Source organism: Agrobacterium sp. OT33 (assembly GCF_017313365.1).
GTDB lineage: Bacteria > Pseudomonadota > Alphaproteobacteria > Rhizobiales > Rhizobiaceae > Agrobacterium > Agrobacterium rhizogenes_A.
On sequence record NZ_JAFLMZ010000002.1, the window covers coordinates 412,765 to 434,629 of the forward strand.

The following is a 21,865-nucleotide window of genomic DNA, read 5'->3' on the forward strand; positions in this document are numbered from 1 at the left end:
TGGGATTCAGCTTCATTCCCGGCCCGCGTGGAAGCGTGATGACAGACAGCGACTTTGTAGCGCGCTCTCTCGATCAACCCATGTCTCTTGGCTCGACCTTTTGGGATCAGGCCAAGGGCGGGGTTCTGGAAAGCTTCGGCTTTGGCACGGGGATCCGTAATTTCTCCACGCCTGAAGCCGCTCCGCCTCAGGCTGATGGCCCTGTGTCGGAAACCTTGCAGTCTATCAACCGGGCGATCGACCCGGCCGTGTTGCTCCGGCGCGCGCTCGGCACATCATACGATGGCTCAGCAACCATCACGGAAGACCAGTACAAGCAGTCTCCTGCCTACCGGTCTGATGTGCCATGGACACCGGGAATGACCGCTGAACGGGCTTCTGCGTTGGCTGAACAGGATGACGTAAGGAAGGTTCGCCAGTTCTATGGGCAGAAGCGGCCGGTAACGGCATTCTTCGGCAATCTGGCTGGACAGGCTATCGACCCGATCAACTATATCCCGATCTTCGGGGCCGAGGTCACTGCCGCCAATGTGGCGCGCTTTGGCCGTGTCGGCGGTCGGGCATTGGTGTCGGCCGGCGATGCAGCGGCGAACACGGCGCTGGCTGGGCTGGCAACAGCTTCAACGCGTGGCCAGCTTGGCGACGATGTCTCATGGCAGTCAACGGTTTCTCAGATCGCTATGGCCGCGCTGATCGGCGGTGCTTTCGGGGCTATCTCTGGGCGCTTCGGGCGGGCCACACCTGCCGAACTCCGCGCTGACGCCGAGGCGAAGCTGGCAACGCTGGACAATGTTCAGGCGTCCCGTGTCGCTTTGAACGATGCACTGGATGGCATGATCCGGGATGGCGAGGTCAATCTTGCTCAGGCCAGCACAGACTTTGTCGCCAAGGCGGCTGATCGTGAGCTTCCCAAGGTGGTGATCTCCAGGATGGCTCGGGAGGCAGACCCCGAGGCGCATTCCCGCCTTGAGACGCTGAATCGGACGTTCGATATCAACGACGCCGAAATTCGCCGGCTGCAAAGCCAGTCTCTTGACAATGAGGCTTACGGGCCGACGCGCGGCGCAATGATCAAGGCGGGCGAGATTGCCGCCAGACTGCAGAAGGCCGAGGAGGCGATCCAGAGGGCTCCAAATGAAAAGGATATCGCGTCTGCCACGAAACGGCGTGACGAAATCCGGCAGGAGCTTCGCGACCATCTCGCAACGATAGACGATGCCAAGGTGCAGGAGATCGAAGCGATTGATCAACAGCTTGCCCAGCGCCGATCCGTTCAGGAGCCGGTAGCTGCCGAGCGAGCTCAGTTGAAACAGCGTGTCGACCAACTCTTCAACTCCGCTCGGGATCAGTACTGGCAGACGCGCTTTAGCGAGCCGCCAACACAGAGGCCCGTGGAAGCGAATGGGATGCCTTCCGCTGTCACAGAGCCCGTGCAGGCCGTAGGCGTGCCACAGAAGCGCCCTGCGGCGACAATCGACACGCGCGTGCCCGAGGCTCCCGTTGACCCGTTCGTCGCGGACGCGGCCAAGCGTGTTGGCAAGCCTGAAGGCTCGAAAGCGCTGGCTGAACAGTATCGGGTGAACCCGGAGACGGGAGAGTTTCCGGAGATGGCCGACATCGAACAGCTTCGGGCCGAAGGTCGTTTGACCGAAGAAGACATCGCCGCGCTTTCGGACGCGGACGAGACAATCAAAACGGCGAACGCCTATAGTGAAGCGCTGAAATCCTTTGCGAGCTGTGTAATCTGATGGCTGATAACGACTTCGTCCGATCCTCCTGCTATGCGGCGGCTGCCAATGCGGCCAAGGCTGCAGGCGCGGAACTGAGCGACCGAGACCTCGCGGCTGCTTTCCGGCAGGCGACAGAGGAAAAGGCGCGCCTCAAGGATGCTGGCGTGACGGATAACGTTGCCGATCGCATGAAGGTCATTGCCGATCAGGCAGCAGAGCGCACGCGCATCGCCGCTGCTTTGCAGAAGAAGCGCACGGCGCTGAACATCCTTGCCCGAGATCGCCTTGAGCAAACGCTTGATGCATTCAAGAAGGCCGGTCTTTCGCCAAGGGACTCGCTTCTGGCGGTCATGGAAGGATCACAGCAGGGCATCGCTGGTGCTCGGGACTCTGTGCACGCCCGCAGGCTTGGGTACGAGGCGCGCTACGTCGGCGCCATGATGTCTGAAATCCAGAAGGACCGGCCGCATCTCGTCAACGTCCTCGCGGATCAGCGTCTTTCGGATGACGTCTTCCGAGAAATGGGAGAGCTTCGCGAAGGTGGCAAGCCGGGAGTAACGGGCAACGATGACGCCAAATACCTGGCTGGCGTCTTCGCCAAGCATGTTGAGGCAAGTCGCACAGACCTCAATCGCCTCGGCGCATCGATCGGCAAGCTTGATGGCTGGGCTGGTGCTCAGGTTCATGACGACATGAAGATGATGCGGGCAGGCAAGGAGGCGTGGATTGATCAGGTTTCGCCATTGCTCGATCTCAGCCGTACGTTCCCTGATGCGGTGACCGGAAAGGAAGTGTCTGACATCCTTAGCGATATCTATGACACCATCATCACCGGTGTTCCCAACAAGGCGACGGCCAAGGAGAAAGGCCAACGGGTCAATCCGGCCAATCTCGCCAAGTCGCTTGGAAAGACACGCGTGCTGCATTTCAAGGATGCGGAGAGCGCTATCGCCTACCGGGATGCATTCGGCTACGGCAATTCGATCTATGGCATCATGGCTCATCAGCGCAGGGCGGCAAGCATGGCCGCGCAGATGGATATGTTCGGCCCGAACCCGGAAGTCATGTTCAATAGCCTCGTTGAGAGCGAGCGCCGCAAGATTCGGAATGATCCCGGCCTTTCCCCCGAGGACAAGGTGAAGGCCATCCAGAAGCTGAATGCCGACGCTGGGCCGTTGCGCAGCGCTTTCGATGTCATGTCTGGCGCCATATCTCGCCCCGGCAACGTCAATGCTGCCAAGATCAGCAATGACATCCGCGCAGTGCAAAGCATGGCAAAGCTGGGCGGCGCTGTGCTGACGGCCATGCCGACGGACGTTGTTGGTGCGGCGCAGGCCGCCATGTTCCGCGGCTCCGGTTTCTGGAAAGGCATGGTCGATCAGGTCGGCGGGATCATGAAAGGCCGCCCGAAGGCGGAACAGGCGGAAATCTCCTATCTGTTCGGGGAGGGGTTCGACAGCCTGATCGGTGACGTTCTCTCTCACGGCTTGGCCAATGACGGCCCCGTCGGCAAGATGTCCAAGCTGACGGAAAAGTTCTTCAAGTGGAATGGTCTGAACTGGTGGACTGACGTTGGCCGTTCAGTCGTGGGGCGAACGGTTGCGGCCGAGATGGGCATGCGTGCCAACACGTCCTTCAAGGATCTGCCAGCGAACTATTCGCATGTGCTTGGCCTGCACGGTATCGGCGAAAGGCAGTGGGAAGCCCTACGGCAGGCGACACGGCGCGAAGTGAACGGCAACGCCTATATCACGCCAGACGCTATCCGCGCGCTTCCTGACGCCGCTGTGGAGCCTTTGGTGGCTGATCGGCTGGCAGGTGCCAAGACACCGGAGCGTCGTGCCGAAATCATCGAACAGGCAAAGAACGACCTTGAGCTTCATGCGCTGCGCTTCGTGGCCGATGAGACCAACTATGCCATCGTTGAAACCGATGCTGCCAGCCGTCGTGTCTCGACGCTCGGCACACGGCCGGGGACATTCGCTGGCGAGGCCGCGCGCTTCGTCATGCAGTTCAAGGGTTTCCCGATCGCCTTTTCCCAGCGAATCCTTGGCCGTGCACTGTTCGGCGGGCGAGGGGCGACAAAGTACGAGCGCATCATGAACAATGCGCCGCACCTTGGGGCGCTTATCGGTGGCCTGACGGTTGCCGGTTACATGGCCATGACGATGAAGGATCTGGCCAAGGGCTATTGGCCGCCGCGTGATCCGATGGACCCGAAGGTCATAACCGCTGCGCTGACGCAGGGCGGAGCGCTCGGTATCTATGGGGATTTCCTCTTCGGGGAGGCCAACCGTTTTGGATCTGGCGCGCTGGAAACGTTCTCTGGCCCGTTCATCGGAACGCTGAGCGATATCGTCAATGTGCCGCTGAAAGCCAGGACAGCCTTGGAGAAAGGCGAGCGCCCGAAGATGGCTGGTGATGTTTTGAACCTTGCGCTTCAGAATACGCCGTTCATCAATCTGGCCTATGCGCGGCCAGCGCTGGATGTGTTGTTTCTGAACTCGCTGAGAAATTGGGCAAGCCCCGGCTACACCAACCGGATGCAGCGGAACAGGATCAAAGACTACGGGCAGCGCTCGCTATTGCCATCCACGCTATGAACGAGCCGCAGACAATGGCGGCGATCCACATCACCAGCGTGGACGAAATGAGGGCCTTTGCGCCTTTGAGGCCATCAGCCACATAGCCAACCGCAAACAGCGTTGAAGCCAGCCACAGGCAGGCGACCAGCCATTCTGAATCTTTTGTCCAACGGGCGTCAAAAACACTTCCGGCAACGAGTGCCGGGATCAGGATGGCAGCAGAAAATTTGAGAAACTCGGCCGTGTCTTTGCTCATGCGCGGCAAACATACACGAACCCGCCAACGGCAAGCAAGGCTCCTCCACCTGAGGGGCCTTTTTCTTTTTGAGGAACCAAGATGCCTTCTATCATGATCGACCGGACTGCTGGCCTGTCCTCGGCAACGGCGTATAAGGGACCGTGCCGAGTGGCGTCGGCAGTTAACGTCTCCATGTCTGGGTTGCAAATTGTCGATGGGGTTCAGACGGAGGCTGGCGACCGAGTTCTTCTGACAAATCAGACAAGCGATGTCGATAACGGGATTTACATCGTGGATATCGGCCCATGGAAGCGTTCTCCCGATTTCAACAAAACGCGCGACCTTGTCAAAGGTACACGTGTCTGGGTTGTCGAAGGAGATTCCGGCCCGGCAGAAATGGAGGTTTCAAGCGAAAACCCCGTTCGAATCGGAATAGACTCGATCTATTTCAATCTTTCTGCTGGTTCGGTGAACGCTGCAGCTTTGGCCGAAGCTGTAAGAGAGGCTGAAGCTGCGCGCGATATCGCCGCCGGTTACGCCAGTGATGCGGTATCGCAGGGCAATGTGCCGATCTACGCAACCGTTGTCGGCATGCCGTCTCTGGAAATCCCGATCGGCATCAATGCTATCCGCGTCAACGGATATTATGCAGCTGGCGATGGTGGCGGTGCGCTCTATGTCAAGGTGGATGACGAGCCTGTGCATGCAGGTAAGTTTCAGACTGCGGATGGGGCGTGGTGGGAGATTGCTGAAAGCCAGGTCAACGACCGTATGTTTGGGTCAAAGGCTGATTATGTGATCGGAGGCTCGGGACATGACGACACTGCTGCAATTCAAGCGGCGTGGCTATGTGCGGTCGCACAAGGAAAGCGCGAGTTGCATTTTTATGGCGAGGAATATCGCCTTGTCACTGGCACCATGGGCGGAGAGGTCATCAAGCTCGTCGGGCATGGAAAGCCGAAAATCGTAGCCAAGAACATGAGCGGCCTAAATGTGTTCAACATGCAGGTTGTGTCGGAGGTCGGCGTTGTCGGCGGCGCGGTCGGCATGGAGTTTATTGTTGAGGGAGAAAATGTCGGAAGATTTATCGCGACACCGGTGGATAGCAGTCAGTATTTCACCTACTATGTGACCTATGAATTTCGTGGGAATTACTGCCACGGAGCAAATCGTATCACTGAGAAATACTCCTTCGCCTGGGATTATAGCGCAGCAGCGTGGTTTCACGTTGGGGACTGCAACGGTGCACTTTTCCTCTGGAATAACATTCAGGGTGCGTTCGACATCAAGGTCGATCCGGCAGGGCAGTTCGAAGATGTTGGCATTCTGCTCGATGCAAACTCGGCCATTCTTTCGGCGCGCATCCATGACAACAACATCGGCCCGATTTGGCAGGGTATTCGCGTCGAGGATCGCGCGTTCCTCACGATGTCCGATAACGACATCATCGGCGCATACGATGGGCTTTATTTCGTCACAGGTTCGCTGTTGTTGAACGAACCCAAGGTGCAGCGCAATAACTTCAATGCTCAGCGTTATGGCATCTATCTGGATGGACCTGACAGTATCGAGTTGGTTGACAACACGATACGTCGCCATAGCGCGGGATGGAAGGGCGCAACGCACAACTGGTTCGGTATCTATGCGGCGAATGTCAGCGACTTGAAACTATCGCACAATACCGTGCAGCCTGACGAAAGCGGTGGTGTCTATTCGGGCACCAAGACCGCATATGGCTTGGTCGCTTGCGGTCTGTCCGTTGCGCTGGGCAACTTCGTTGGTGTCGGCAATAGCATCGGTTTTGGCCTCGATAACTGTACCGGGTTGGTCATCAATGACACCGTTACGGCTCAGAATGGCGGGGCCGATGTGCTTTTCAATTTAGTCAACAACACGCGCCGTTCTGTCATCGGCAACTATGCGCTGGTATCGTCATGGGCGGGAACGGTCCTTGCGAAAGACGCCTCAATCATTGGCAATATCTCGATGCTGAATGAGTCGTTTGATTTGCAGGGTTCCGGTAACGTCCAGATTGACATGACACGATCCAGTGCCCCGGCCGATCAAAAGAAATGGCGAACGGTAGTTGGCGCGAACTCAATGAGCAGGCAGGCTGTAAATGATGCCGGATCGGGCACAAATTTCGAGATTGTCACGCGGAGCGGCTCTACCGTTACTCAGCTCGAATGGAGAGCTTCTGCGTTCAAATTCAACAATGGTCCTACGCTTACATTTAGCGCGGCATCTCCAGAGGGCATCGTTGCCGCACCGACCGGATCCTTGCATATCAATACGAGCGCAACCGGCAGGCTTTACGTGAAAGAAAGTGGTACCGGGAATACGGGCTGGGTTGTAGTGGGTACACAGCCTTAAATTTACGATCATAGGAGTTTTGGAAATGAAATTTGAAATAGAGTGCGTATCGCGCAGCCCCGTTACAGTCCCTGATGGAATGACTCTCCTGTTAGAAGGTGAACAAACGTTCATAGAAATAGAAACACTAGAAGAATTGATGTTGATTGTAGAAGACGCTGGTGTCAATGGAGTTATCCTCTATAGAGATAGGATCAGCATTTACGATGATTATAATGAGTAAATTCCAATTTTAGTGCCAGCCACTCAAATCGTCACTATCGCGCATGCCGTTTTCAGCAATAGGCATGTGATCTCGGTTCCATTTTTCCAGCATCTGGTCGAGGTCATCTTCGCTTTCGTCGTCTTCCTCAAGGGCGTCGCCTACCCGATACGCTGCCAGCCTTTCATCTCTATCTGAATCTTCCTCAATCGCGGCAATAAGCTGCTCAAGAAAGCCCACACCAACGCTGAGCGCCGCCAACCCGACCGCGAGAAAGAAAAGACACGCGGAGGGGAGCGGGGAGAACGGAAAGGCAATGCATGCTACCAAGCCAAAGGCCGCCGCTGCATGCCAGCCGTTAGCGTAAATCCACCGGTGGATCGACGGTGCAACTCCACGCCGGGTGATGATGGACTTCGTCTTTTGCATTTCCAAAGCGCCTTCCTTCAGTGCGACACAGTCGATGCCATCCGAAGAGAAATGCATTCCTGACGTGTGCTGACCGAAGATGACCTTGCGCAAAGATTGCGTAATTTGTAAAGCGCCTAGAGTGTAGTTTTTTAGAGGCGCCTTCACTGATGGTATCGTTAAACTTTGACTGGTTCAGAAACATAGACGGCGACAATGGCATCCTCGGTCGAAATATATCGTGGCTCTATAACTATTTGAGCCCATCGGGAGTGGTTAGTGGTGAAATTGACCTTCTCGATAAATTCAGAAGATCGAAATCGACATTCTCTGTCATGAATATGGCTGTGAACCAGTTCTCATGGGCCTACTTATACGACCGTATTGAAAGCTTCCCGGCGGCAATCGACTTTTTCATGGAAAATTGCTCATCAGACGTTGTCATCGGGTACGAGTTATCGAGAGCGCAACGTAGGCTTCTGACGGATCTTGGTAAGACCTACATTGACCTGCGAACTCACCCGATACGTTTCCTGCCTGATTACCATCTCAGCGCAGGGACTAACAATGCTGAGATACACAATAGATTAGTTTCATTGGCCCCTCCCAAGAAGTACGTCGATACAAGTGCCTTCATGCACAAAGCGCGAGCTGCGCGGCGATATCAGAAACGATTAGATCCAGATTTTGGCGTCGTATTTTTTGCGCAGACGGCATTCGATTCATCGCGCATCCGAAATGGAGAGATGCTAGACGATTCCTATATTGTTGACGCCTTGGAAAGCTATCTAGAAAAAGAAAAGCCAAAGAACATTTACTTCAAGTCGCATCCTCACGAACCCATTAGGAAAGAGTTGGCTTCGTCGCTGTCGAAACTTGGCGCGAAGGAAACAAAGACTGCTTCTTACGATCTGCTTAGCGTCGAGGGTCTCAGAGTCTGCGCGCTTTCTTCGAGTGTGTGCCACGAAGCGACGTATTTCGGTGGGCGGCCTACCGTGTTTCACCCACCAGAAGATTTCCCTCAGATTGGCACTGACGGAGGGCTTGGATCGTATTCTATGATGCCAGCAAATCTTTACGAGGCTGAAATTTGGAACTTTATCTTGAACGGCGATGGTGTTCCAGAACCGTATTATCCATTATCCCCGGCGCCTTTTAGAATGGCATCGGGCTTGTCGTGGGGTTGATGGTATGAGGATTCACCTGGATGTAACGAGAATTCTTTCTCGGTCAGCCGCGCCTTCGCCAACAGGGATCGACAGAGTCGAGCTTGAGTATGCAAAGCATGTTTTAGCCGATGGTGGGCACTTCGTTGTACAGATTGGCGATTGCCTTGCTTTAGCGCCCCGGTGGCTGACTGAGCAAGTCGTAGGACATCTTGATAAACGGTGGTCGCAAGGGGGAGATCACGATCAAGAACTTGACGAGCGAGTGAAGCGATGGAGGAAGCAAGTCAGAGTTCCTCGACCGGTTAATAACCTCGATAAGTTTTTTAGGTCTCTGGAGGGCAAGCGTTTTAGCGCAAGGCTAAAGATCACTCGCTCTGAGAGCGCTTATATGGCGAAGAAGGCCCCCATGGTGCCTGCGGGGATTTCTGCTATTGCAGTTGCGGCAGCGCCTTCCCTATTCAAGAAAGCGTTAACGTCCGATCATAAACCTTCCGCAAAGGTGCTATTTTCACCTGTCTCGTTAAACAACATTTATCTTAACGTTGGACACACGGGGCTAGAAAAAGCTCGCTTGCTAGGGAACCTCAAAAAGAACCCCAATTGGAAGACGGCAATCTACATTCATGACGTCCTTCCTGTCACTCACCCTCATCTTTTTGTGGATGGTACGAAACAAAAACATGAGGTGAGGATGCGCAATGTTGTGAAATTCTCGGATATTGTCTTTGCGAACTCTCACTTTACCGCGGATGAGACTGAGCGTCTTTACAAGAGGAAAGTCGATGCCGTGCTTGAGATTGGGTCGGAGGCATCAACAACCGTTCCGTCTCATTCAGGTGAGCGAACCGGATTTGTTTCTATCGGCACGGTAGAGCCACGCAAGAACTACCTCTGGCTCGTGACCTCGTGGATTTCATTTTGCAAAAATTATCCTGATCTTGTGAAGGGGGAAAAGCTCACGATATTTGGCGCGAGCGGTTGGTTGAATGGGTCTAATTTGGAAAAGCTCAAGGAAGAAATCGACTCTTCCTTGAACGTTGAGATGGTGCACGGAGCTAGCGACGAGGATGTCACCACAGCGCTAATGCGATCTAGAGCCTACCTTACGGCCGCAGAGGTTGAGGGTTGGGGGATGCCTCTCGCGGAAAGTCTAACCCTAGGTACTCCTGTGATATGCAGCGATGTGAAAGCCCATCGGGAGGTAACTAGGGGCAAGGCAAACTTCTTTGAGTTCAACAACGAGGCTGAATTGCATGCTATGCTGCTCAAAAGCTACACGGATAGCGCCGAAGAGATGGAGGAAACGGCGTCGCAGTTTGAGCCGTGGTTGTGGGTAAGTCATTTTGCTAGACTGAATTCAGTGGTTCAGTCGTTTTAAAGTTACCCTTTTGATGGAGGGTCTTGAGGCTCTCCATCGATCAGTGTAACGCGTTCGGGATTCAATTTGTTAAGTCTTCCCGCATTGATCGCTTCTTCAATTTTTTCGATGCTTTCTTCTACGTTTGAGTATTTTAAACTCCCTATAATTTTCTTTTCAAGCTTGTAGTCCCACCACTTCAAAGCCTTTAGCCTCTCAATGATTTCGTCGCTGAAGCGCATCTTTATTACCTTGGCGGGCGTTCCGCCAACAATGCTGTAAGGCTCTACGTCTTTGACCACAGTTGAATGAGCGGCAATGATCGCCCCATCGCCTATCGTCACGCCTCTGCGAATAAAGGCGCCATAGCCAATCCAAACATCGTTACCGATGTTTGTCATTTGGTCGTTAAACTCAAACCGCTCGTTGGACATTATGTCCATGTAGTCCGATGACCACCCCAGCGTTCCGCGATCATTGAAGACAAAAGTGTGGGTACTGAGCCAATCTACAGGATGATCGTTCGGTGCGATCATGACCTTGTGTGCGATAGAGCAAAATCGCCCTATGTTGGTATTATAAATTATGGTCTCGACGTTCGCGTATGAGAACGCGCCGATGCTGTTGCGGTTACCTCTAAAGGTCGCAAGATTCAAGGCCGCAGGCCTTTCGATGTCTAGGCGCCCTCTTGCCATGTGCATCGGAATTTCACGTTCGTGTAAGCTGACCATCTGCCCCTCTCGTTTTAGTCTACGAATTGTTGTGATGGCTTTTAGCCCGACAGTCAAAGGCGACCGGGATACAGGGTTAATTGTCAAACCCTTCTCTGGCGATCCGGGGGAGATCAATTAAAGAGGCCGCTATTGTTGACAGGAACGCTCAAACTTTTTGGGGAGGATTGCGCAGATCGTTCAACATCGACTGCGTCAAGGCTCTTGCAATATCGCGTTCAAACTCGTTGGGTGCATGGCTGGGCGCGCTCGTATATTTCAAGCCGGATACTAGCGCTGCTTGGACGAAACTGTTGAAAGCGGCTTCATCATTCACCTCTCCTTTGAGCGCCTGCGTACAGGAGATGATCGCTTCTTTGTAGGCAAAGTCGCGAGACCCAGGCCATTGATCAATAAGATATGACGCGGCCCCGCGCGTTGTGGAGATGCGCGCGTAGGTCTTGCTTCTGCCGCCCAGCTCGATCGTAACGGTGTTGTCCCACGATCCAGACTTCATTTCTGCCCTCCGTTTATCACGGGGCAGCATTAATGCCGCGCGCTTGTGTGTGGCTTGTTTCAACAATCAGGAGAAGACGAATGGCTCGGGAAACGCTCCCCGTCGCTCTCGACCTTATGTTTGGTCACGAGGGCGGCTACGTGAATGCAAAGACGGATCGGGGCGGCCCGACCAAATACGGCATTACCCATAAGACCCTCGCAGCGCATCGCGGCGTTGCTTCCGTCACGGCCGAACAGGTCAAAGCGATGACACGGGAGGAGGCGACCGAAATCTATCGCCGGTCGTATTGGGTGCAGAGCGGCGGCGACCTGCTGCCGAAGGGCCTCGATTATGCAGCGTTCGATTTCGGCGTGAATTCTGGTCCGGCAACCGCAGTGCGCCGCCTTCAGCGCGTCCTTGGTGTGCGAGAAGATGGTGTTGTCGGAGAGCAGACCGTGGCGGCCGCCAAAGCCTATCACGGTGGCGTCTCAAAGCTCATCCGCGACTATTGTGACGAGCGCATGACCTATCTGCGTAGCCTCACGAACGCCAAGACCGGCTTCCCTGTCAATGGTCGCGGCTGGACGATCCGTGTCACTGGCAAGGACCCGAAAGGCCAGTGGGCCGATCAACTCGGCGTCGTCGGCAACGCTCTCCGTCTGGCTACGCTCAGCGCTGACATGGTCAAAGAGGTCAAGGTCCCGGAAGAAGGTCAGGCGAAAGCCGATGTTCGTGACACAGGCATCATCGAGGTCATCAAGAAGCCTGAAGCATGGGGACCGCTCGGCGGGTTTCTTTCGGCCGCCGGCGCCATCTTCGCGGGATCCGGCCCGGTTCAATGGGCGCTTGCCGCGCTGATGATTGGCGGGGGCATCCTCGGCTTCATTTATCTGGTCAAGCGCGTGAGGGCAGCCTGATGTGGGCGCTTATTCCGAACTGGATCAAGATCGCTGCGGTGGCCATTGCTAGCGTCACCCTTCTTTCCATCGCGTCATTTCAGATCGGCAAGCGCGAGGGCAGGTCTGCTGCCCAGATCGAGGCCGCCAAGGAAGCGCTCTACCGCATCACCAACCTGGAGAAAAACAATGCGTCTTTCCGCAATCTTACGGATCGTGGCCGTTGCCTCGTCTTCATGCGCGATAGTAGCCTGCCAGACAGTGCCTGCGATTAGCGCAATCTAGGCATTCTCAATGCGTCTTCCGGAGGCATCCCCTTCTTGTATATTCTGGCGTAGACGGTCGATTTCGTATGGCCGAAAATCTCGCACCACTCAGGAAGAGATTTCTCCTCACCGTTGATGGTGACGCGAATTGATCTACGCATATTTCGCATTTGGGTGGTGTGCGTGGCCCATCGAACGTTTCCAGGCTCATAACCTTTATTAACGTCTATGCGGTCAACAGTGTGATTGTCGGTGGGCCTTGGGCCGATGTGCGCGAAGAACGCTTCGAAGTCGTTGACCCACGATTGGTGAACGCCAATACCTCGGCCACCATAATGCGCAAAATGTTCCGTTTTTGGGTTGAGGCAATAATTCAAGATGCGCCTCCAAGCTCGATATTCCGGGGTAAAGCTCATCCCATGAGTTTTCGAAAATCTACCGATATTAGTTGAAAGGCAGCCACACGATGTCTTGGGGCTACTCTTCGATATCACCTTATCGCGGGATATCGATACTTCTCTCCCGCAATCGCAAAGGAATATCCAGTATGTCCGTCCTGCACGTGTTCTTTCCCTGTCGACACGGAGGCCTTTTAAAGCCCCGTATCGCACGCCGGTCATATCCACATATCGCTCTGACATTTGCCTGTGTCGTCCTGTTCTCTTTTACGACAATTGTAGGGTTAGCGGGTTGCAAGTCAACGGAGGCGACTAACGGATCCGGATATCAGTTCGTCCGGTTCTCGGACCCGCAGGCGGCGCGCCTGGCATCGCAAGATGAGACGGCAGGACCGGCAATCAACTCAAATAACAGGCAGTGCGCGGCTGACGCTGCGTGTCGCAAATGATGGCATTGAAAGGCGGGGGCAGGCTTACGGGATGGCGGAGAACACGAACATGCAGATAAGTCGCGCTCCGAAACTAGAGTGGAATCTCAATACCCTCATCCAGCTTGTCACGCTCGGTGGGATGGTCGTTGGGGGGATTGTTATCTGGGTTGATAAAAGCCGAGACATCGAAGAGCTTCAAGGATGGCGGGCCAATCACGAGCAGCTTCACAAAGATCGGCTGGTAGAGGTGAAAACCATTGAGGCAAGAGCCGACGAGCGGTTTAAGAACCTTGAGGCGGATGTTCGCCGCATTTCTGGCAAGACTGACAATCTCGATTATCGAATGACGAGCAGCGAGCAAGCGGTTAGCGGTATGGCATCCACCGTCAAAGACATCCAGACGCAGCTATCGCAACAGTCCGGTGACCTGCGTGAGATCAAGGTGATTCTCCAAAGGATGGAGAAAGGCCAGAGGCCCTGAACTTGTCGCGGTGAGGGTAATGTTCTGGGCACCACCAATTCGGCTTTTCAGCTTTTGATCGGCTAAAGCCCCAGCCTCCCCACTTCGTACAGCCGGGATGTTCGCACCAGTGATTCTCGTGGACGCCGTCTCCGGCCTTATTGGTCTGGTCGCTCATTATCTGGGTCCCATTCGTTATTGATCGTCACACGGCATTTCGGGCGGAGCGGAGAAGCCATCAGCGCGAAGAAGTATTCTTCCGCTTGTTGAACGGCAAGCCGCGCGGTCTTCTCCATGCCCCGGTCGAGGCGACCGTCGCTCAGTCGATTAAAGGGGACGGCATCGCATCCAGACCACGCCCACATGCCCTTATCCCGCCCAGCCATTTCTCTTCTGATCGCAGCGGCCTGTATGCCGTCTATCTTGGCGCAATACATCTGTACCGCGCCGCCGGTATGTGGGCAAACGTGATCGGGCCACATCAATTCCCACTTTAGCTTCGGCTGGTATGTCTCATCATCGCGCACGGGCTTTCCCTCCTGTGACAGAGTTTCGGTTTCCCTTGATGTCTTGATGCGCGCCGCCCCGCGCTGGTGCTGATTATGGGATAGGCGGGGAGGGAGTCAACGGCTTATCCACAATGGCTAAAATGCGTGGATAAGTGTGGCTGTGGATGGCTCAAAGAGGTTGAGGAACCCCCATCAAAATGTTGGACCACCATTCTCTAACCAGTTGTTTTCTAATGCCTGTAACGCGTCCACATTGGACCATTTACATATAATGAAATCATATACTTAGGCTGTTTTTACTAGTCTTCTCGACCGCACCAAAGAAACCCGCTTCGGCGGGTTTTTTCTTTTTCAGGCAATTGGTTAGCCTTGAATTCCGTGAAACGGAAAATCCCACTGGCGTGAATTATTCGCACTTTCGACGGTGCCCCGCCTTTTATCTTTCTGCCGGAGCGCTGCAATTTGACAGCGGCAAATTATGGGCTTGCCGCCGTCCGCATCGAGCCTTTCCAGGCCTAGCGTCGAATAATATTCGAAGCGGTACCGTTTTCCTGATGGTTTCCATCACCAACGCGATACGGGTCGCCATCCATGACCTGATCCATCCGCCATCCGCTTCCGCGATATGGGCTTTCCCAGGTCTGGCATCCTGCCAGAACGACGGTTGCGGTCAGCAGTCCAAAAGTAAGGGCGGTTCGCAGCATATTGAGCTCCTTCGAAATGGTATCGCAAGTCATGTAGGTGCCGGATGGCTGTTTTGCGACGTCTTTTCGGAATTTATCGTTGCTTCCAGACCGATAACGGAATTTGAGCATCAGGAAATTTCGGTGGATATCGATGCACGCTGCGGTAGCCGGGTGGTCTACCCTGCAAAAACGAGGGGTGGAATATTAGAGGTCTGATGTTAGCTTTTGTCAGGAAAAAATGTCCGGGGGTTTTCGTGCTGGGGGACAAGACGGATTCAGACAAAGCGCTCGGTTATTATATGTGGAGCATTTCCGACAACAGGCTGATCATGGATGCGGTTACCGCTGAATGCCATGGATTTTCCGAGCCGGTGGCATCGCGTGGTGTGACGATCGAAGCGGTTCTTGAAAAAATCGACGTTGAAATGCGCGACCGGGTGGCGCAGGCCATTTTTGACAGCATCACCACCGGTGTGTTCTTCGACCAGCGTTACAAGGTCAACCTGCCGGACGGTTCGGTGCGCTGGATCGTGGCGAAGGGCAGGGCGATCTTTGATGCGGACAATACGCCGTTTCTCGGTATTGGCAGCGTTCGCGATATAACCCTGAAGAAGCCCTATCAGTTCGAGCCGCGCCAATAGGGACCAGGCTCTGGACATATTATAAAAAGAGGCGGCTTTCGCCGCCTTTTTCCGTTCGCGTGTCACCGGGACATCAGAAGACCGCGAGATATTTCAGCAGCGAAATGATGCCGATGATGATGACGATCACCTGGGCGATCTGTTTCGCGCCGCCGCCCACGGGCAGTCGTGCGATGAGCCACAAGACGAGCACAATCACCAGGAAGGTGATCAGAATGCTGACGAGCGTAGATGTAGCCATATGTCCCAGCTCCCTTTTTAATCAATCTTCAACGGTCGTTCACCGTTGCGTGAGTAAAAGCGCGAGGCTAGTTTTGGTTCCATCGGCTGGAATCGAGATACGAGGCGGGATGTGAATCAGTTCAGGGTCAAGAAGCGGCCGACGGGTGCTGCGGTTACGCTTGGCCGTCTCGGCCATCCCGAGATCGTCACCGCGACCGGTGGCGCACTCACCGTGGTGACGGCGGCTTCGGAGCCGGGTTTCAACCCGCTTGATCTTCTCTATTCATCTCTCGCCGCCTGTCTGGCGCTGAGCGCCCGGATAGCAGCGAGCCGCATGGGAGTTCTCGACCGGTTCGAAAAGGTCACGGTGCATGTTTCCGGCGAAAAGGCGGAAGAGGAACCACCGCGTATTGTCCGCTTCGATATCCGCATCGCGATTGAGGGGGATTTCGACGGGCCGACCCGCGATGCAATTGTCCATGCCGCCGAGAATATATGCACCGTCAGCAACACGCTGAAGGGTGACGCGGAATTCATCCTGTCGATCGCCGGCTGAGCATCAGGGTTTGCGGGATCTCTCCCATTTTTTCACCAGCCGGTCGCGTTTCAGCCTGGAGAGGCGTTTAAGCCAGAAGATGCCGTCCAGCTGGTCGATCTCGTGCTGGATACAGACGGCATGGAACCCTTCGGCGGTCTGCCGGTGCTCCGCGCCGGATACATCGTGAAACCTCACCTCGACCCTGGACGGACGTTCCACCTCTTCCGTGAAGCCCGGCATGGAGACGCTGCCCTCCACATGCCGCATGGTCGGGGCGGATTGGCTGATGATTTCAGGATTGACGTAGGTCAGGACGGTTCCCGGTGTGAGTTCCAGCACAAAAACGCGTTGTTGCACGCCGATATGGGCAGCGGTAATGCCGACGCCCGGCGCCGCGCGCATGGTGTCTATGAGGTCGGTCACCAGAGACTGCAGTTGCGTGTCAAAAACCGTGACCGGCGCGCAGATATCGGAAAGGCCGGCATGGGGGTAGGGAAGGATCGGCCTGATTGCCAAGGAATGCTCCGTTCGTTTCAAATCCGGCAGGTGGCGGCGAGTGCCTGTCCTTCCGCCGTTGCCTCCAGAAAGCTGCGCTGGGTGCGGGCGTCGCGTTTTGTCACCCGCACATAGCGGGGCGACAGGGCAGCGATTTCGCGCAGAACGAGGGCATGTGCAAGCCCCAGCCGGTTGGCGATGCTGCGGCTGTCGGTGGCTATATCCAGATGAATCGCCAGAAGGATCGCGGCGCCCGTGGCCGTCAGTTCCTGCGATGTCGCTTGCCGGATCTGTTCCACCGCCGCCATGAAGGCGGCAGCAGACTGTTCCTCATCCATCAGGAAGCATCCGGGCGCAGGCGGACGGAAACCAGCACTGATTTCGATGTCGGTGTGAAGCTGCCTTCGCCATAGCTCGACAGCGGCACCAGCACGTTCAGTTCCGGGTAATAACCGCCGATGCTGCCCTGCGGGATATTGTAGGGTACCAGCCGGAAATTTTCCGCGACGCGCTCCAGGCCGTCACCATATTCGCCGATGACATCGACACGCTGGCGCGAGTGGGCACCGAGCGTTTCCATGTCCTTCGGGTTCATGAAGATGACCTGGCGTTCGCCATAGACGCCGCGATAGCGGTCATCCATGCCGTAGATGGTGGTGTTGTACTGATCATGGCTGCGGAAGGTCTGCAGCACGAACAGATCGTCACGCAGCAGCGCCTGCTGGTGTTCGGTCTGTTCGGGCAACGGGCCGCTATAGAAGGTCGCCTTTTTCGCCGCCGTGTTCCATTGCCGCTCCGCCGCTGCATTGCGCAGGTGAAAACCGCGCGGCACGCGGACACGCTCGTTGAAATTGTCGAAGCCCGGAATGACCCGCTCGATCATGTCGCGGATGAGATCGTAGTCATCGGCGAGCGCCTTCCAGTTCACGGTGGCGTTGCCCAGCGTCGCTTCGGCTATGCCCGCGATGATGGCGACTTCCGAGCGCAGTTCGTCCGAAGCGGGCGGGTTGATGCCGCCCGAACCATGCACCATGCTCATGGAATCCTCGACGGTGACGATCTGCGCCCTGCCGGCCGAATTCAGGTCGATTTCCGTTCGTCCGAGACAGGGCAGTATGAAGGAGGTTTCGCCCGGCACCAGATGGGAATGATTGAGCTTGGTAGCGATGTTGACGGTGAGCTTCTGCTTTTCGAAAGCCTTGATGATCAGCGGGCTGTCAGGCGTCGCCCGCATGAAATTGCCGCCGAGCGCGATAAAGGTCTGAGCCTTGCCGTCCAGCATGGCGGTCACCGCTTCCACCGTATTATGGCCGCGCCTGCGTGGCATGGAAACGCCGAGTTCCTTTTCCAGCGCGTCGAGAAGTGCCGGCGGCGCTTTTTCATCGATGCCGACGGTGCGGTCGCCCTGAACGTTGGAATGGCCGCGCACCGGGCAAAGGCCGGCGCCGGGACGGCCGATATTGCCGCGCAGCAGCATGAAATTGGTGATCTCGCGCACGATGATGACCGAGTGGCGGTGCTGGGTGACGCCCATGGCCCATGTGGCGATGACGGAGCCGGCATTCATGTAGATGCGGGCGGCCTCCTCGATGTCGGCACGGGTGAGGCCCGACTGATCGAGGATTGTTTCCCAGCTCGTCGCATCGACAGCGGCGCGATAGGCCTCGAATTCCGCCGCATGTTCGGCAATGAAGTCGTAATCGATGATGGCGGGTTCGCCCGCGGCCCGCGCGGCATCATCGGCCGCGAAGACCGCCTTGCTCATGCCGCGCACGGCCGCCATGTCGCCGCCCTGGCGAGGCTGGTAATAATTGGTGGCGATGCGGGTGCTGCCGCCGGTGATCATCTCGATCTTGTCCTGCGGGTCGGCGAAGCGCTCCAGCCCCTTTTCCCGGATGGGGTTGAGGACGGCGATGCGGGCGCCGCGAAGGGCGGCCCGGCGCAGGTCACCCAACATGCGGGGATGATTGGTGCCGGGATTTTGGCCGATCACGAAGATGGCGTCCGTCTTTTCGAAATCCTCGAGCAGTACCGTGCCTTTGCCGACGCCGATCGACGCCTGCAGGCCAACACCGCTTGCCTCATGGCACATGTTGGAACAGTCGGGAAAATTGTTGGTGCCATAAAGCCGCACCATCAATTGATAGATGAAGGCGGCCTCGTTGGAGGCGCGGCCGGAAGTGTAGAATTCCGCCCGGTCCGGGCTGTCGAGGCTGTTGAGGATGCGACCGATCTCGGCAAAGGCCTCGTCCCAGGAGACCGGCAGATATTTGTCGCTCGTCCTGTCATAACGCATCGGATGGGTGAGGCGGCCCTGTTTTTCCAGATCGTAGTCGGACCAGCCGCGCAGTTCGGAGACCGTGCGGGTGGCGAAAAAGTCCGGCGGCACGCGGGCCTCCGTCGCTTCCCAGGCGACAGCCTTGACGCCGTTTTCGCAGAATTCGAAGGAGGAGCCGTGTTCGGGGTCGCCCCAGGCGCAGCCCGGGCAGTCGAAGCCGTCCGGCTGGTTGGTCTTCAGCAGGACGCGGGCGCCGGAAATCGGCGCGCCCGATTCCATGAGCCGTTTGCCCACACTTTTAAGCGCGCCCCAGCCGCCGGCTGCGGTGGATGCCTTGCCTATGAAGTCCGTCTTGCTCATTTTTCTGGTTTCCCGGAATTTGCCTGCCTGACGCTGAGATGGGAGGCGGCTTGCCGTTTGTCAAAGTCATATTCACAAGCGCCGATGTGCGCTTTATGTCAACGCCTTTGTTGTGCATTGCGATAAAACCGCAATGTCGGCGCCATCTGCGAATTTGGGAACGGCTCGGAGGTTGCGGACGTTGTCGTAAAATAGGCCGCAGAGATTGGCTATTCATCTCCGGGAGCCAGTCACGGCGGTGTCGGATTCGCGCTGAAGAGGAATGACGAATGGAATTTTCGCCGCAGTCGCGGAGCTTGTGGTTTTGCAGCTATCCGGTTGTTGACAATACGCTTTTTAACGCCATTCTGCCTGCGCATCCGTGCACTGCCGCATTTGACTACAAGGGGACGCAAGATTGACAGACCGTGACCACGATCCTGCCGCCCCCGAGGAGTTGAAGCCTGCGGATGCGCCCTCCGATATCTATGCCGAGGACGGGTCGGTCCGCTCCGACTTTCTGACGATGGTGGGCGCGGCAATCGCCGACCGCGACCTGCTTTTCCTGCGCAAGAATGTGGCGCGGCTGCATGAGTCCGAACTTGGCGACGTGCTGGAATCCATCCTGCCCGAACAGCGCCATGCGCTCGTGCGGCTTCTCGGTTCCGATTTCGACATGACGGCGCTGACCGAGGTGGATGAGGGTATCCGCCTCGATATCGTCGATCAGATGTCGAACGAGCAGATCGCCGCTGGTATCGGCGAACTGGATTCCGACGACGCCGTCTATATTCTCGAGGACCTCGACGACGAGGACCGCGAGGATATTCTCTCGCAGCTGCCGTTTACCGAACGCGTGCGGCTGATGCGGGCACTGGATTATCCGGAAAGCTCGGCCGGTCGGCGTATGCAGACGGAATTCGTCGCCGTGCCGCCGTTCTGGACCGTGGGGCAGACCATCGACTATCTGCGCGAAGAGGAAGAACTGCCTGACTCCTTCACGCAGATATTCGTCATCGATCCCACCTTCAAGCTTGTCGGTGCGCTCGATCTCGACAAGGTGCTGCGCGCCAAGCGTCAGGTGAAGATCGAAACGATCATGCACGAGACCAACCACTCCATTCCGGCCGAAATGGACCAGGAAGAGGCGGCGCAGCTTTTCGAGCAATATGACCTTCTGTCCGCCGCCGTGGTCGACAATAACGGCCGTCTGGTCGGTGTGCTGACCATCGATGACGTCGTCGACGTCATTCAGGAAGAAGCGGAAGAGGATCTGCTGCGCCTTGGCGGCGTGGGTGACGAAGAACTGTCGGACAGTATCGCCAGCACCTCGCGTTCACGCGTGCCCTGGCTTGCCGTCAATCTCATCACCGCCTTTCTGTCCGCCTCGGTTATCAGCCTGTTCGATGCGACGATCCAGCAGATCGTGGCGCTGGCGATCCTGATGCCGGCGGTCGCCGGCATGGGCGGAAATGCGGGATCGCAGACCATGACCGTTTCCGTGCGGGCACTCGCCACCAAAAGTCTCGATATTCACAACGCCGCCCGCATTATCCGGCGTGAGGCGGGCGTGGGCATTCTGAACGGCATGTTGTTCGGCTGCGCCATCGGCGTTGTCGCCGGACTGTGGTTTCAGGACGTGCATATCGGCGGCATCATCGCCACCGCCATGTGTCTCAACATGCTGGCGGCGGCGCTGGCAGGCATTCTCATTCCGCTCGTCCTCGACAAATTCGGCGCTGACCCGGCGGTTTCCTCGGCCGTCTTCGTGACGGCGGTGACCGACATTGTCGGGTTTTTCGCCTTTCTGGGCATTGCGACCTGGTGGTATGGTATTTCAGGATAGGCGAGGGCGGCTGGCAAAAATTGACTTTTACGTGAAGGTCAAATAATATTTTCCGGTTATGAATCGGATAGGCCCGTGAACAAATATTATAGCATAACCGAACTGACCCGAGAATTCGGTGTTTCCACCCGTACCCTCAGATTTTACGAGGATGAGGGGTTGATCCATCCTGAGCGTCGCGGGCGCACACGGCTTTTCCGGGCCGCGGACCGCCGCCTCATTCAGGAAATCCTGCGTGGTCGCCGTATCGGTTTCACGATTGCTGAAATTCGCGAGATTATTCAGGTCTACAAGGAGCCGCCGGGCGAATCGGGCCAGCTTGTGCTTCTGATGAAGAAGGTTGATGAAAAGCGTGCCGACCTGCGGCAGAAGCGCAAGGATATCGAGGAGACGCTGGCGGAACTCGACAATGTCGAAGAGGCCTGTCTGACGCGACTCGCCGAAATCGGCGTCGGGACTTGAACATAGCCCGATAGCGCTGCCGTTTCATAAATGCTGAAACATCTGCGCCTCTGGTTTCGCTTGTGAGACAGCAAATTGCGAGGTGATATCTTCGCGGGCGATCGCCGCTTTTTTCTTCTCCCCGCCG

Annotated in this window: 23 protein-coding genes; 14 read left to right on the forward strand and 9 right to left on the reverse strand. The window is 56.3% G+C overall.

Annotated features, from left to right (window positions below; translation table 11 throughout):
- The first annotated feature begins 38 nt into the window (after nucleotides 1–38).
- Together JZX88_RS06195 and JZX88_RS06200 are read left to right on the forward strand one after the other, a co-directional pair.
- Complete coding sequence (locus JZX88_RS06195; protein WP_206912972.1) at nucleotides 39–1,748, forward strand: hypothetical protein; 1,710 nt, start codon at nucleotides 39–41, stop codon at nucleotides 1,746–1,748.
- On the forward strand, nucleotides 1,748–4,333 hold the full coding sequence (locus JZX88_RS06200; RefSeq protein WP_206912973.1) for a hypothetical protein: 2,586 nt from the start codon (nucleotides 1,748–1,750) through the stop codon (nucleotides 4,331–4,333). The genes JZX88_RS06195 and JZX88_RS06200 overlap by 1 nt, the downstream gene beginning before the upstream one ends.
- On the opposite strand, the gene JZX88_RS06205 is transcribed toward JZX88_RS06200, so the two are convergent.
- On the reverse strand, nucleotides 4,290–4,571 hold the full coding sequence (locus JZX88_RS06205) for a hypothetical protein (protein WP_206912975.1): 282 nt from the start codon (nucleotides 4,569–4,571) through the stop codon (nucleotides 4,290–4,292). The genes JZX88_RS06200 and JZX88_RS06205 overlap by 44 nt on opposite strands.
- Before the next feature lie 93 nt (nucleotides 4,572–4,664).
- Between JZX88_RS06205 and JZX88_RS06210 the strand changes: the two genes are divergently transcribed.
- Entirely contained in the window at nucleotides 4,665–6,926 is a 2,262-nt protein-coding gene (locus tag JZX88_RS06210) for a right-handed parallel beta-helix repeat-containing protein (RefSeq protein WP_206912977.1), read from the forward strand.
- A 25-nt stretch (nucleotides 6,927–6,951) separates the two neighbouring features.
- A complete protein-coding gene (locus JZX88_RS06215) occupies nucleotides 6,952–7,149 on the forward strand; it encodes a hypothetical protein (protein ID WP_206912979.1) in 198 nt (65 codons plus the stop codon).
- A 9-nt stretch (nucleotides 7,150–7,158) separates the two neighbouring features.
- Here JZX88_RS06215 and JZX88_RS06220 read toward each other — a convergent pair whose 3' ends face one another.
- Nucleotides 7,159–7,704, reverse strand: coding sequence for a hypothetical protein (locus JZX88_RS06220; RefSeq protein WP_206912981.1), 546 nt, complete (start codon nucleotides 7,702–7,704; stop codon nucleotides 7,159–7,161).
- Nucleotides 7,705–7,706: 2 nt separating this feature from the next.
- Here JZX88_RS06220 and JZX88_RS06225 point away from each other — a divergent pair, with 2 nt between their 5' ends.
- Complete coding sequence (locus tag JZX88_RS06225) at nucleotides 7,707–8,723, forward strand: hypothetical protein (RefSeq protein ID WP_206912983.1); 1,017 nt, start codon at nucleotides 7,707–7,709, stop codon at nucleotides 8,721–8,723.
- A 370-nt stretch (nucleotides 8,724–9,093) separates the two neighbouring features.
- The gene (locus JZX88_RS06230; protein ID WP_206912985.1) at nucleotides 9,094–10,083 is read left to right on the forward strand and encodes a glycosyltransferase; all 990 of its coding nucleotides are present in this window, start codon (nucleotides 9,094–9,096) and stop codon (nucleotides 10,081–10,083) included.
- 2 nt (nucleotides 10,084–10,085) lie between these two features.
- On the opposite strand, the gene JZX88_RS26365 is transcribed toward JZX88_RS06230, so the two are convergent.
- Both JZX88_RS26365 and JZX88_RS06240 read right to left on the reverse strand, forming a co-directional pair.
- Nucleotides 10,086–10,793, reverse strand: a complete 708-nt coding sequence (locus tag JZX88_RS26365; protein WP_206912987.1) for a CatB-related O-acetyltransferase — start codon at nucleotides 10,791–10,793, stop codon at nucleotides 10,086–10,088.
- A 148-nt stretch (nucleotides 10,794–10,941) separates the two neighbouring features.
- Nucleotides 10,942–11,289 (reverse strand): DUF982 domain-containing protein, encoded by a 348-nt coding sequence (locus JZX88_RS06240; protein ID WP_206912988.1) that lies wholly within the window; start codon nucleotides 11,287–11,289, stop codon nucleotides 10,942–10,944.
- 80 nt (nucleotides 11,290–11,369) lie between these two features.
- On the opposite strand from JZX88_RS06240, the gene JZX88_RS06245 reads away from it, so the two are divergent.
- From JZX88_RS06245 to JZX88_RS06255, 3 genes are all read left to right on the forward strand, one after another.
- On the forward strand, nucleotides 11,370–12,188 hold the full coding sequence (locus JZX88_RS06245) for a glycoside hydrolase family 108 protein (RefSeq protein WP_206912989.1): 819 nt from the start codon (nucleotides 11,370–11,372) through the stop codon (nucleotides 12,186–12,188).
- The gene (locus JZX88_RS06250) at nucleotides 12,188–12,442 is read left to right on the forward strand and encodes a hypothetical protein (protein WP_206912990.1); all 255 of its coding nucleotides are present in this window, start codon (nucleotides 12,188–12,190) and stop codon (nucleotides 12,440–12,442) included. Before JZX88_RS06245 ends, JZX88_RS06250 begins: the two co-directional genes overlap by 1 nt.
- A 767-nt stretch (nucleotides 12,443–13,209) precedes the next feature.
- Nucleotides 13,210–13,743, forward strand: a complete 534-nt coding sequence (locus JZX88_RS06255; RefSeq protein ID WP_246753442.1) for a hypothetical protein — start codon at nucleotides 13,210–13,212, stop codon at nucleotides 13,741–13,743.
- A 137-nt stretch (nucleotides 13,744–13,880) separates the two neighbouring features.
- Here JZX88_RS06255 and JZX88_RS06260 read toward each other — a convergent pair whose 3' ends face one another.
- Complete coding sequence (locus JZX88_RS06260) at nucleotides 13,881–14,249, reverse strand: hypothetical protein (protein WP_206912991.1); 369 nt, start codon at nucleotides 14,247–14,249, stop codon at nucleotides 13,881–13,883.
- Nucleotides 14,250–14,632: 383 nt separating this feature from the next.
- On the opposite strand from JZX88_RS06260, the gene JZX88_RS06265 reads away from it, so the two are divergent.
- Both JZX88_RS06265 and JZX88_RS06270 read left to right on the forward strand, forming a co-directional pair.
- Complete coding sequence (locus JZX88_RS06265) at nucleotides 14,633–15,133, forward strand: hypothetical protein (RefSeq protein ID WP_206912992.1); 501 nt, start codon at nucleotides 14,633–14,635, stop codon at nucleotides 15,131–15,133.
- Nucleotides 15,133–15,558, forward strand: a complete 426-nt coding sequence (locus tag JZX88_RS06270; protein WP_110760447.1) for a PAS domain-containing protein — start codon at nucleotides 15,133–15,135, stop codon at nucleotides 15,556–15,558. Before JZX88_RS06265 ends, JZX88_RS06270 begins: the two co-directional genes overlap by 1 nt.
- Before the next feature lie 73 nt (nucleotides 15,559–15,631).
- Here JZX88_RS06270 and JZX88_RS06275 read toward each other — a convergent pair whose 3' ends face one another.
- Nucleotides 15,632–15,799 (reverse strand): Thivi_2564 family membrane protein, encoded by a 168-nt coding sequence (locus tag JZX88_RS06275; protein ID WP_206912993.1) that lies wholly within the window; start codon nucleotides 15,797–15,799, stop codon nucleotides 15,632–15,634.
- 111 nt (nucleotides 15,800–15,910) lie between these two features.
- On the opposite strand from JZX88_RS06275, the gene JZX88_RS06280 reads away from it, so the two are divergent.
- Entirely contained in the window at nucleotides 15,911–16,336 is a 426-nt protein-coding gene (locus JZX88_RS06280) for an OsmC family protein (protein WP_206912995.1), read from the forward strand.
- A gap of 3 nt (nucleotides 16,337–16,339) precedes the next feature.
- On the opposite strand, the gene JZX88_RS06285 is transcribed toward JZX88_RS06280, so the two are convergent.
- From JZX88_RS06285 to JZX88_RS06295, 3 genes are read right to left on the reverse strand one after another with little or no spacing between them, the layout of a single operon-like run.
- Nucleotides 16,340–16,834 (reverse strand): peptide deformylase, encoded by a 495-nt coding sequence (locus JZX88_RS06285; RefSeq protein ID WP_206912996.1) that lies wholly within the window; start codon nucleotides 16,832–16,834, stop codon nucleotides 16,340–16,342.
- A gap of 17 nt (nucleotides 16,835–16,851) precedes the next feature.
- Nucleotides 16,852–17,151: a hypothetical protein gene (locus JZX88_RS06290; protein ID WP_065115630.1), complete on the reverse strand. Its 300-nt coding sequence runs from the start codon at nucleotides 17,149–17,151 to the stop codon at nucleotides 16,852–16,854.
- Entirely contained in the window at nucleotides 17,151–19,451 is a 2,301-nt protein-coding gene (locus JZX88_RS06295) for an FdhF/YdeP family oxidoreductase (protein ID WP_206912998.1), read from the reverse strand. Before JZX88_RS06295 ends, JZX88_RS06290 begins: the two co-directional genes overlap by 1 nt.
- Nucleotides 19,452–19,848: 397 nt before the next feature.
- Between JZX88_RS06295 and mgtE the strand changes: the two genes are divergently transcribed.
- Both mgtE and JZX88_RS06305 read left to right on the forward strand, forming a co-directional pair.
- Complete coding sequence (gene mgtE, locus JZX88_RS06300; RefSeq protein ID WP_065115628.1) at nucleotides 19,849–21,276, forward strand: magnesium transporter; 1,428 nt, start codon at nucleotides 19,849–19,851, stop codon at nucleotides 21,274–21,276.
- Nucleotides 21,277–21,351: 75 nt separating this feature from the next.
- On the forward strand, nucleotides 21,352–21,738 hold the full coding sequence (locus JZX88_RS06305; RefSeq protein ID WP_004441868.1) for a MerR family DNA-binding transcriptional regulator: 387 nt from the start codon (nucleotides 21,352–21,354) through the stop codon (nucleotides 21,736–21,738).
- The last annotated feature ends 127 nt before the right edge of the window (nucleotides 21,739–21,865 follow it).

Bases quoted from the DNA above. Each gene is read 5' to 3' on its own strand.
- JZX88_RS06195 (WP_206912972.1), top strand. From the start codon at position 39: ATGACAGACAGCGACTTTGTAGCGCGCTCTCTCGATCAACCCATGTCT.
- JZX88_RS06200 (WP_206912973.1), top strand. From the start codon at position 1,748: ATGGCTGATAACGACTTCGTCCGATCCTCCTGCTATGCGGCGGCTGCC.
- JZX88_RS06205 (WP_206912975.1), bottom strand. From the start codon at position 4,571: ATGAGCAAAGACACGGCCGAGTTTCTCAAATTTTCTGCTGCCATCCTG.
- JZX88_RS06210 (WP_206912977.1), top strand. From the start codon at position 4,665: ATGATCGACCGGACTGCTGGCCTGTCCTCGGCAACGGCGTATAAGGGA.
- JZX88_RS06215 (WP_206912979.1), top strand. From the start codon at position 6,952: ATGAAATTTGAAATAGAGTGCGTATCGCGCAGCCCCGTTACAGTCCCT.
- JZX88_RS06225 (WP_206912983.1), top strand. From the start codon at position 7,707: ATGGTATCGTTAAACTTTGACTGGTTCAGAAACATAGACGGCGACAAT.
- JZX88_RS06230 (WP_206912985.1), top strand. From the start codon at position 9,094: ATGGCGAAGAAGGCCCCCATGGTGCCTGCGGGGATTTCTGCTATTGCA.
- JZX88_RS26365 (WP_206912987.1), bottom strand. From the start codon at position 10,793: ATGGTCAGCTTACACGAACGTGAAATTCCGATGCACATGGCAAGAGGG.
- JZX88_RS06240 (WP_206912988.1), bottom strand. From the start codon at position 11,289: ATGAAGTCTGGATCGTGGGACAACACCGTTACGATCGAGCTGGGCGGC.
- JZX88_RS06245 (WP_206912989.1), top strand. From the start codon at position 11,370: ATGGCTCGGGAAACGCTCCCCGTCGCTCTCGACCTTATGTTTGGTCAC.
- JZX88_RS06250 (WP_206912990.1), top strand. From the start codon at position 12,188: ATGTGGGCGCTTATTCCGAACTGGATCAAGATCGCTGCGGTGGCCATT.
- JZX88_RS06255 (WP_246753442.1), top strand. From the start codon at position 13,210: ATGAGACGGCAGGACCGGCAATCAACTCAAATAACAGGCAGTGCGCGG.
- JZX88_RS06270 (WP_110760447.1), top strand. From the start codon at position 15,133: ATGTTAGCTTTTGTCAGGAAAAAATGTCCGGGGGTTTTCGTGCTGGGG.
- JZX88_RS06275 (WP_206912993.1), bottom strand. From the start codon at position 15,799: ATGGCTACATCTACGCTCGTCAGCATTCTGATCACCTTCCTGGTGATT.
- JZX88_RS06290 (WP_065115630.1), bottom strand. From the start codon at position 17,151: ATGGATGAGGAACAGTCTGCTGCCGCCTTCATGGCGGCGGTGGAACAG.
- JZX88_RS06295 (WP_206912998.1), bottom strand. From the start codon at position 19,451: ATGAGCAAGACGGACTTCATAGGCAAGGCATCCACCGCAGCCGGCGGC.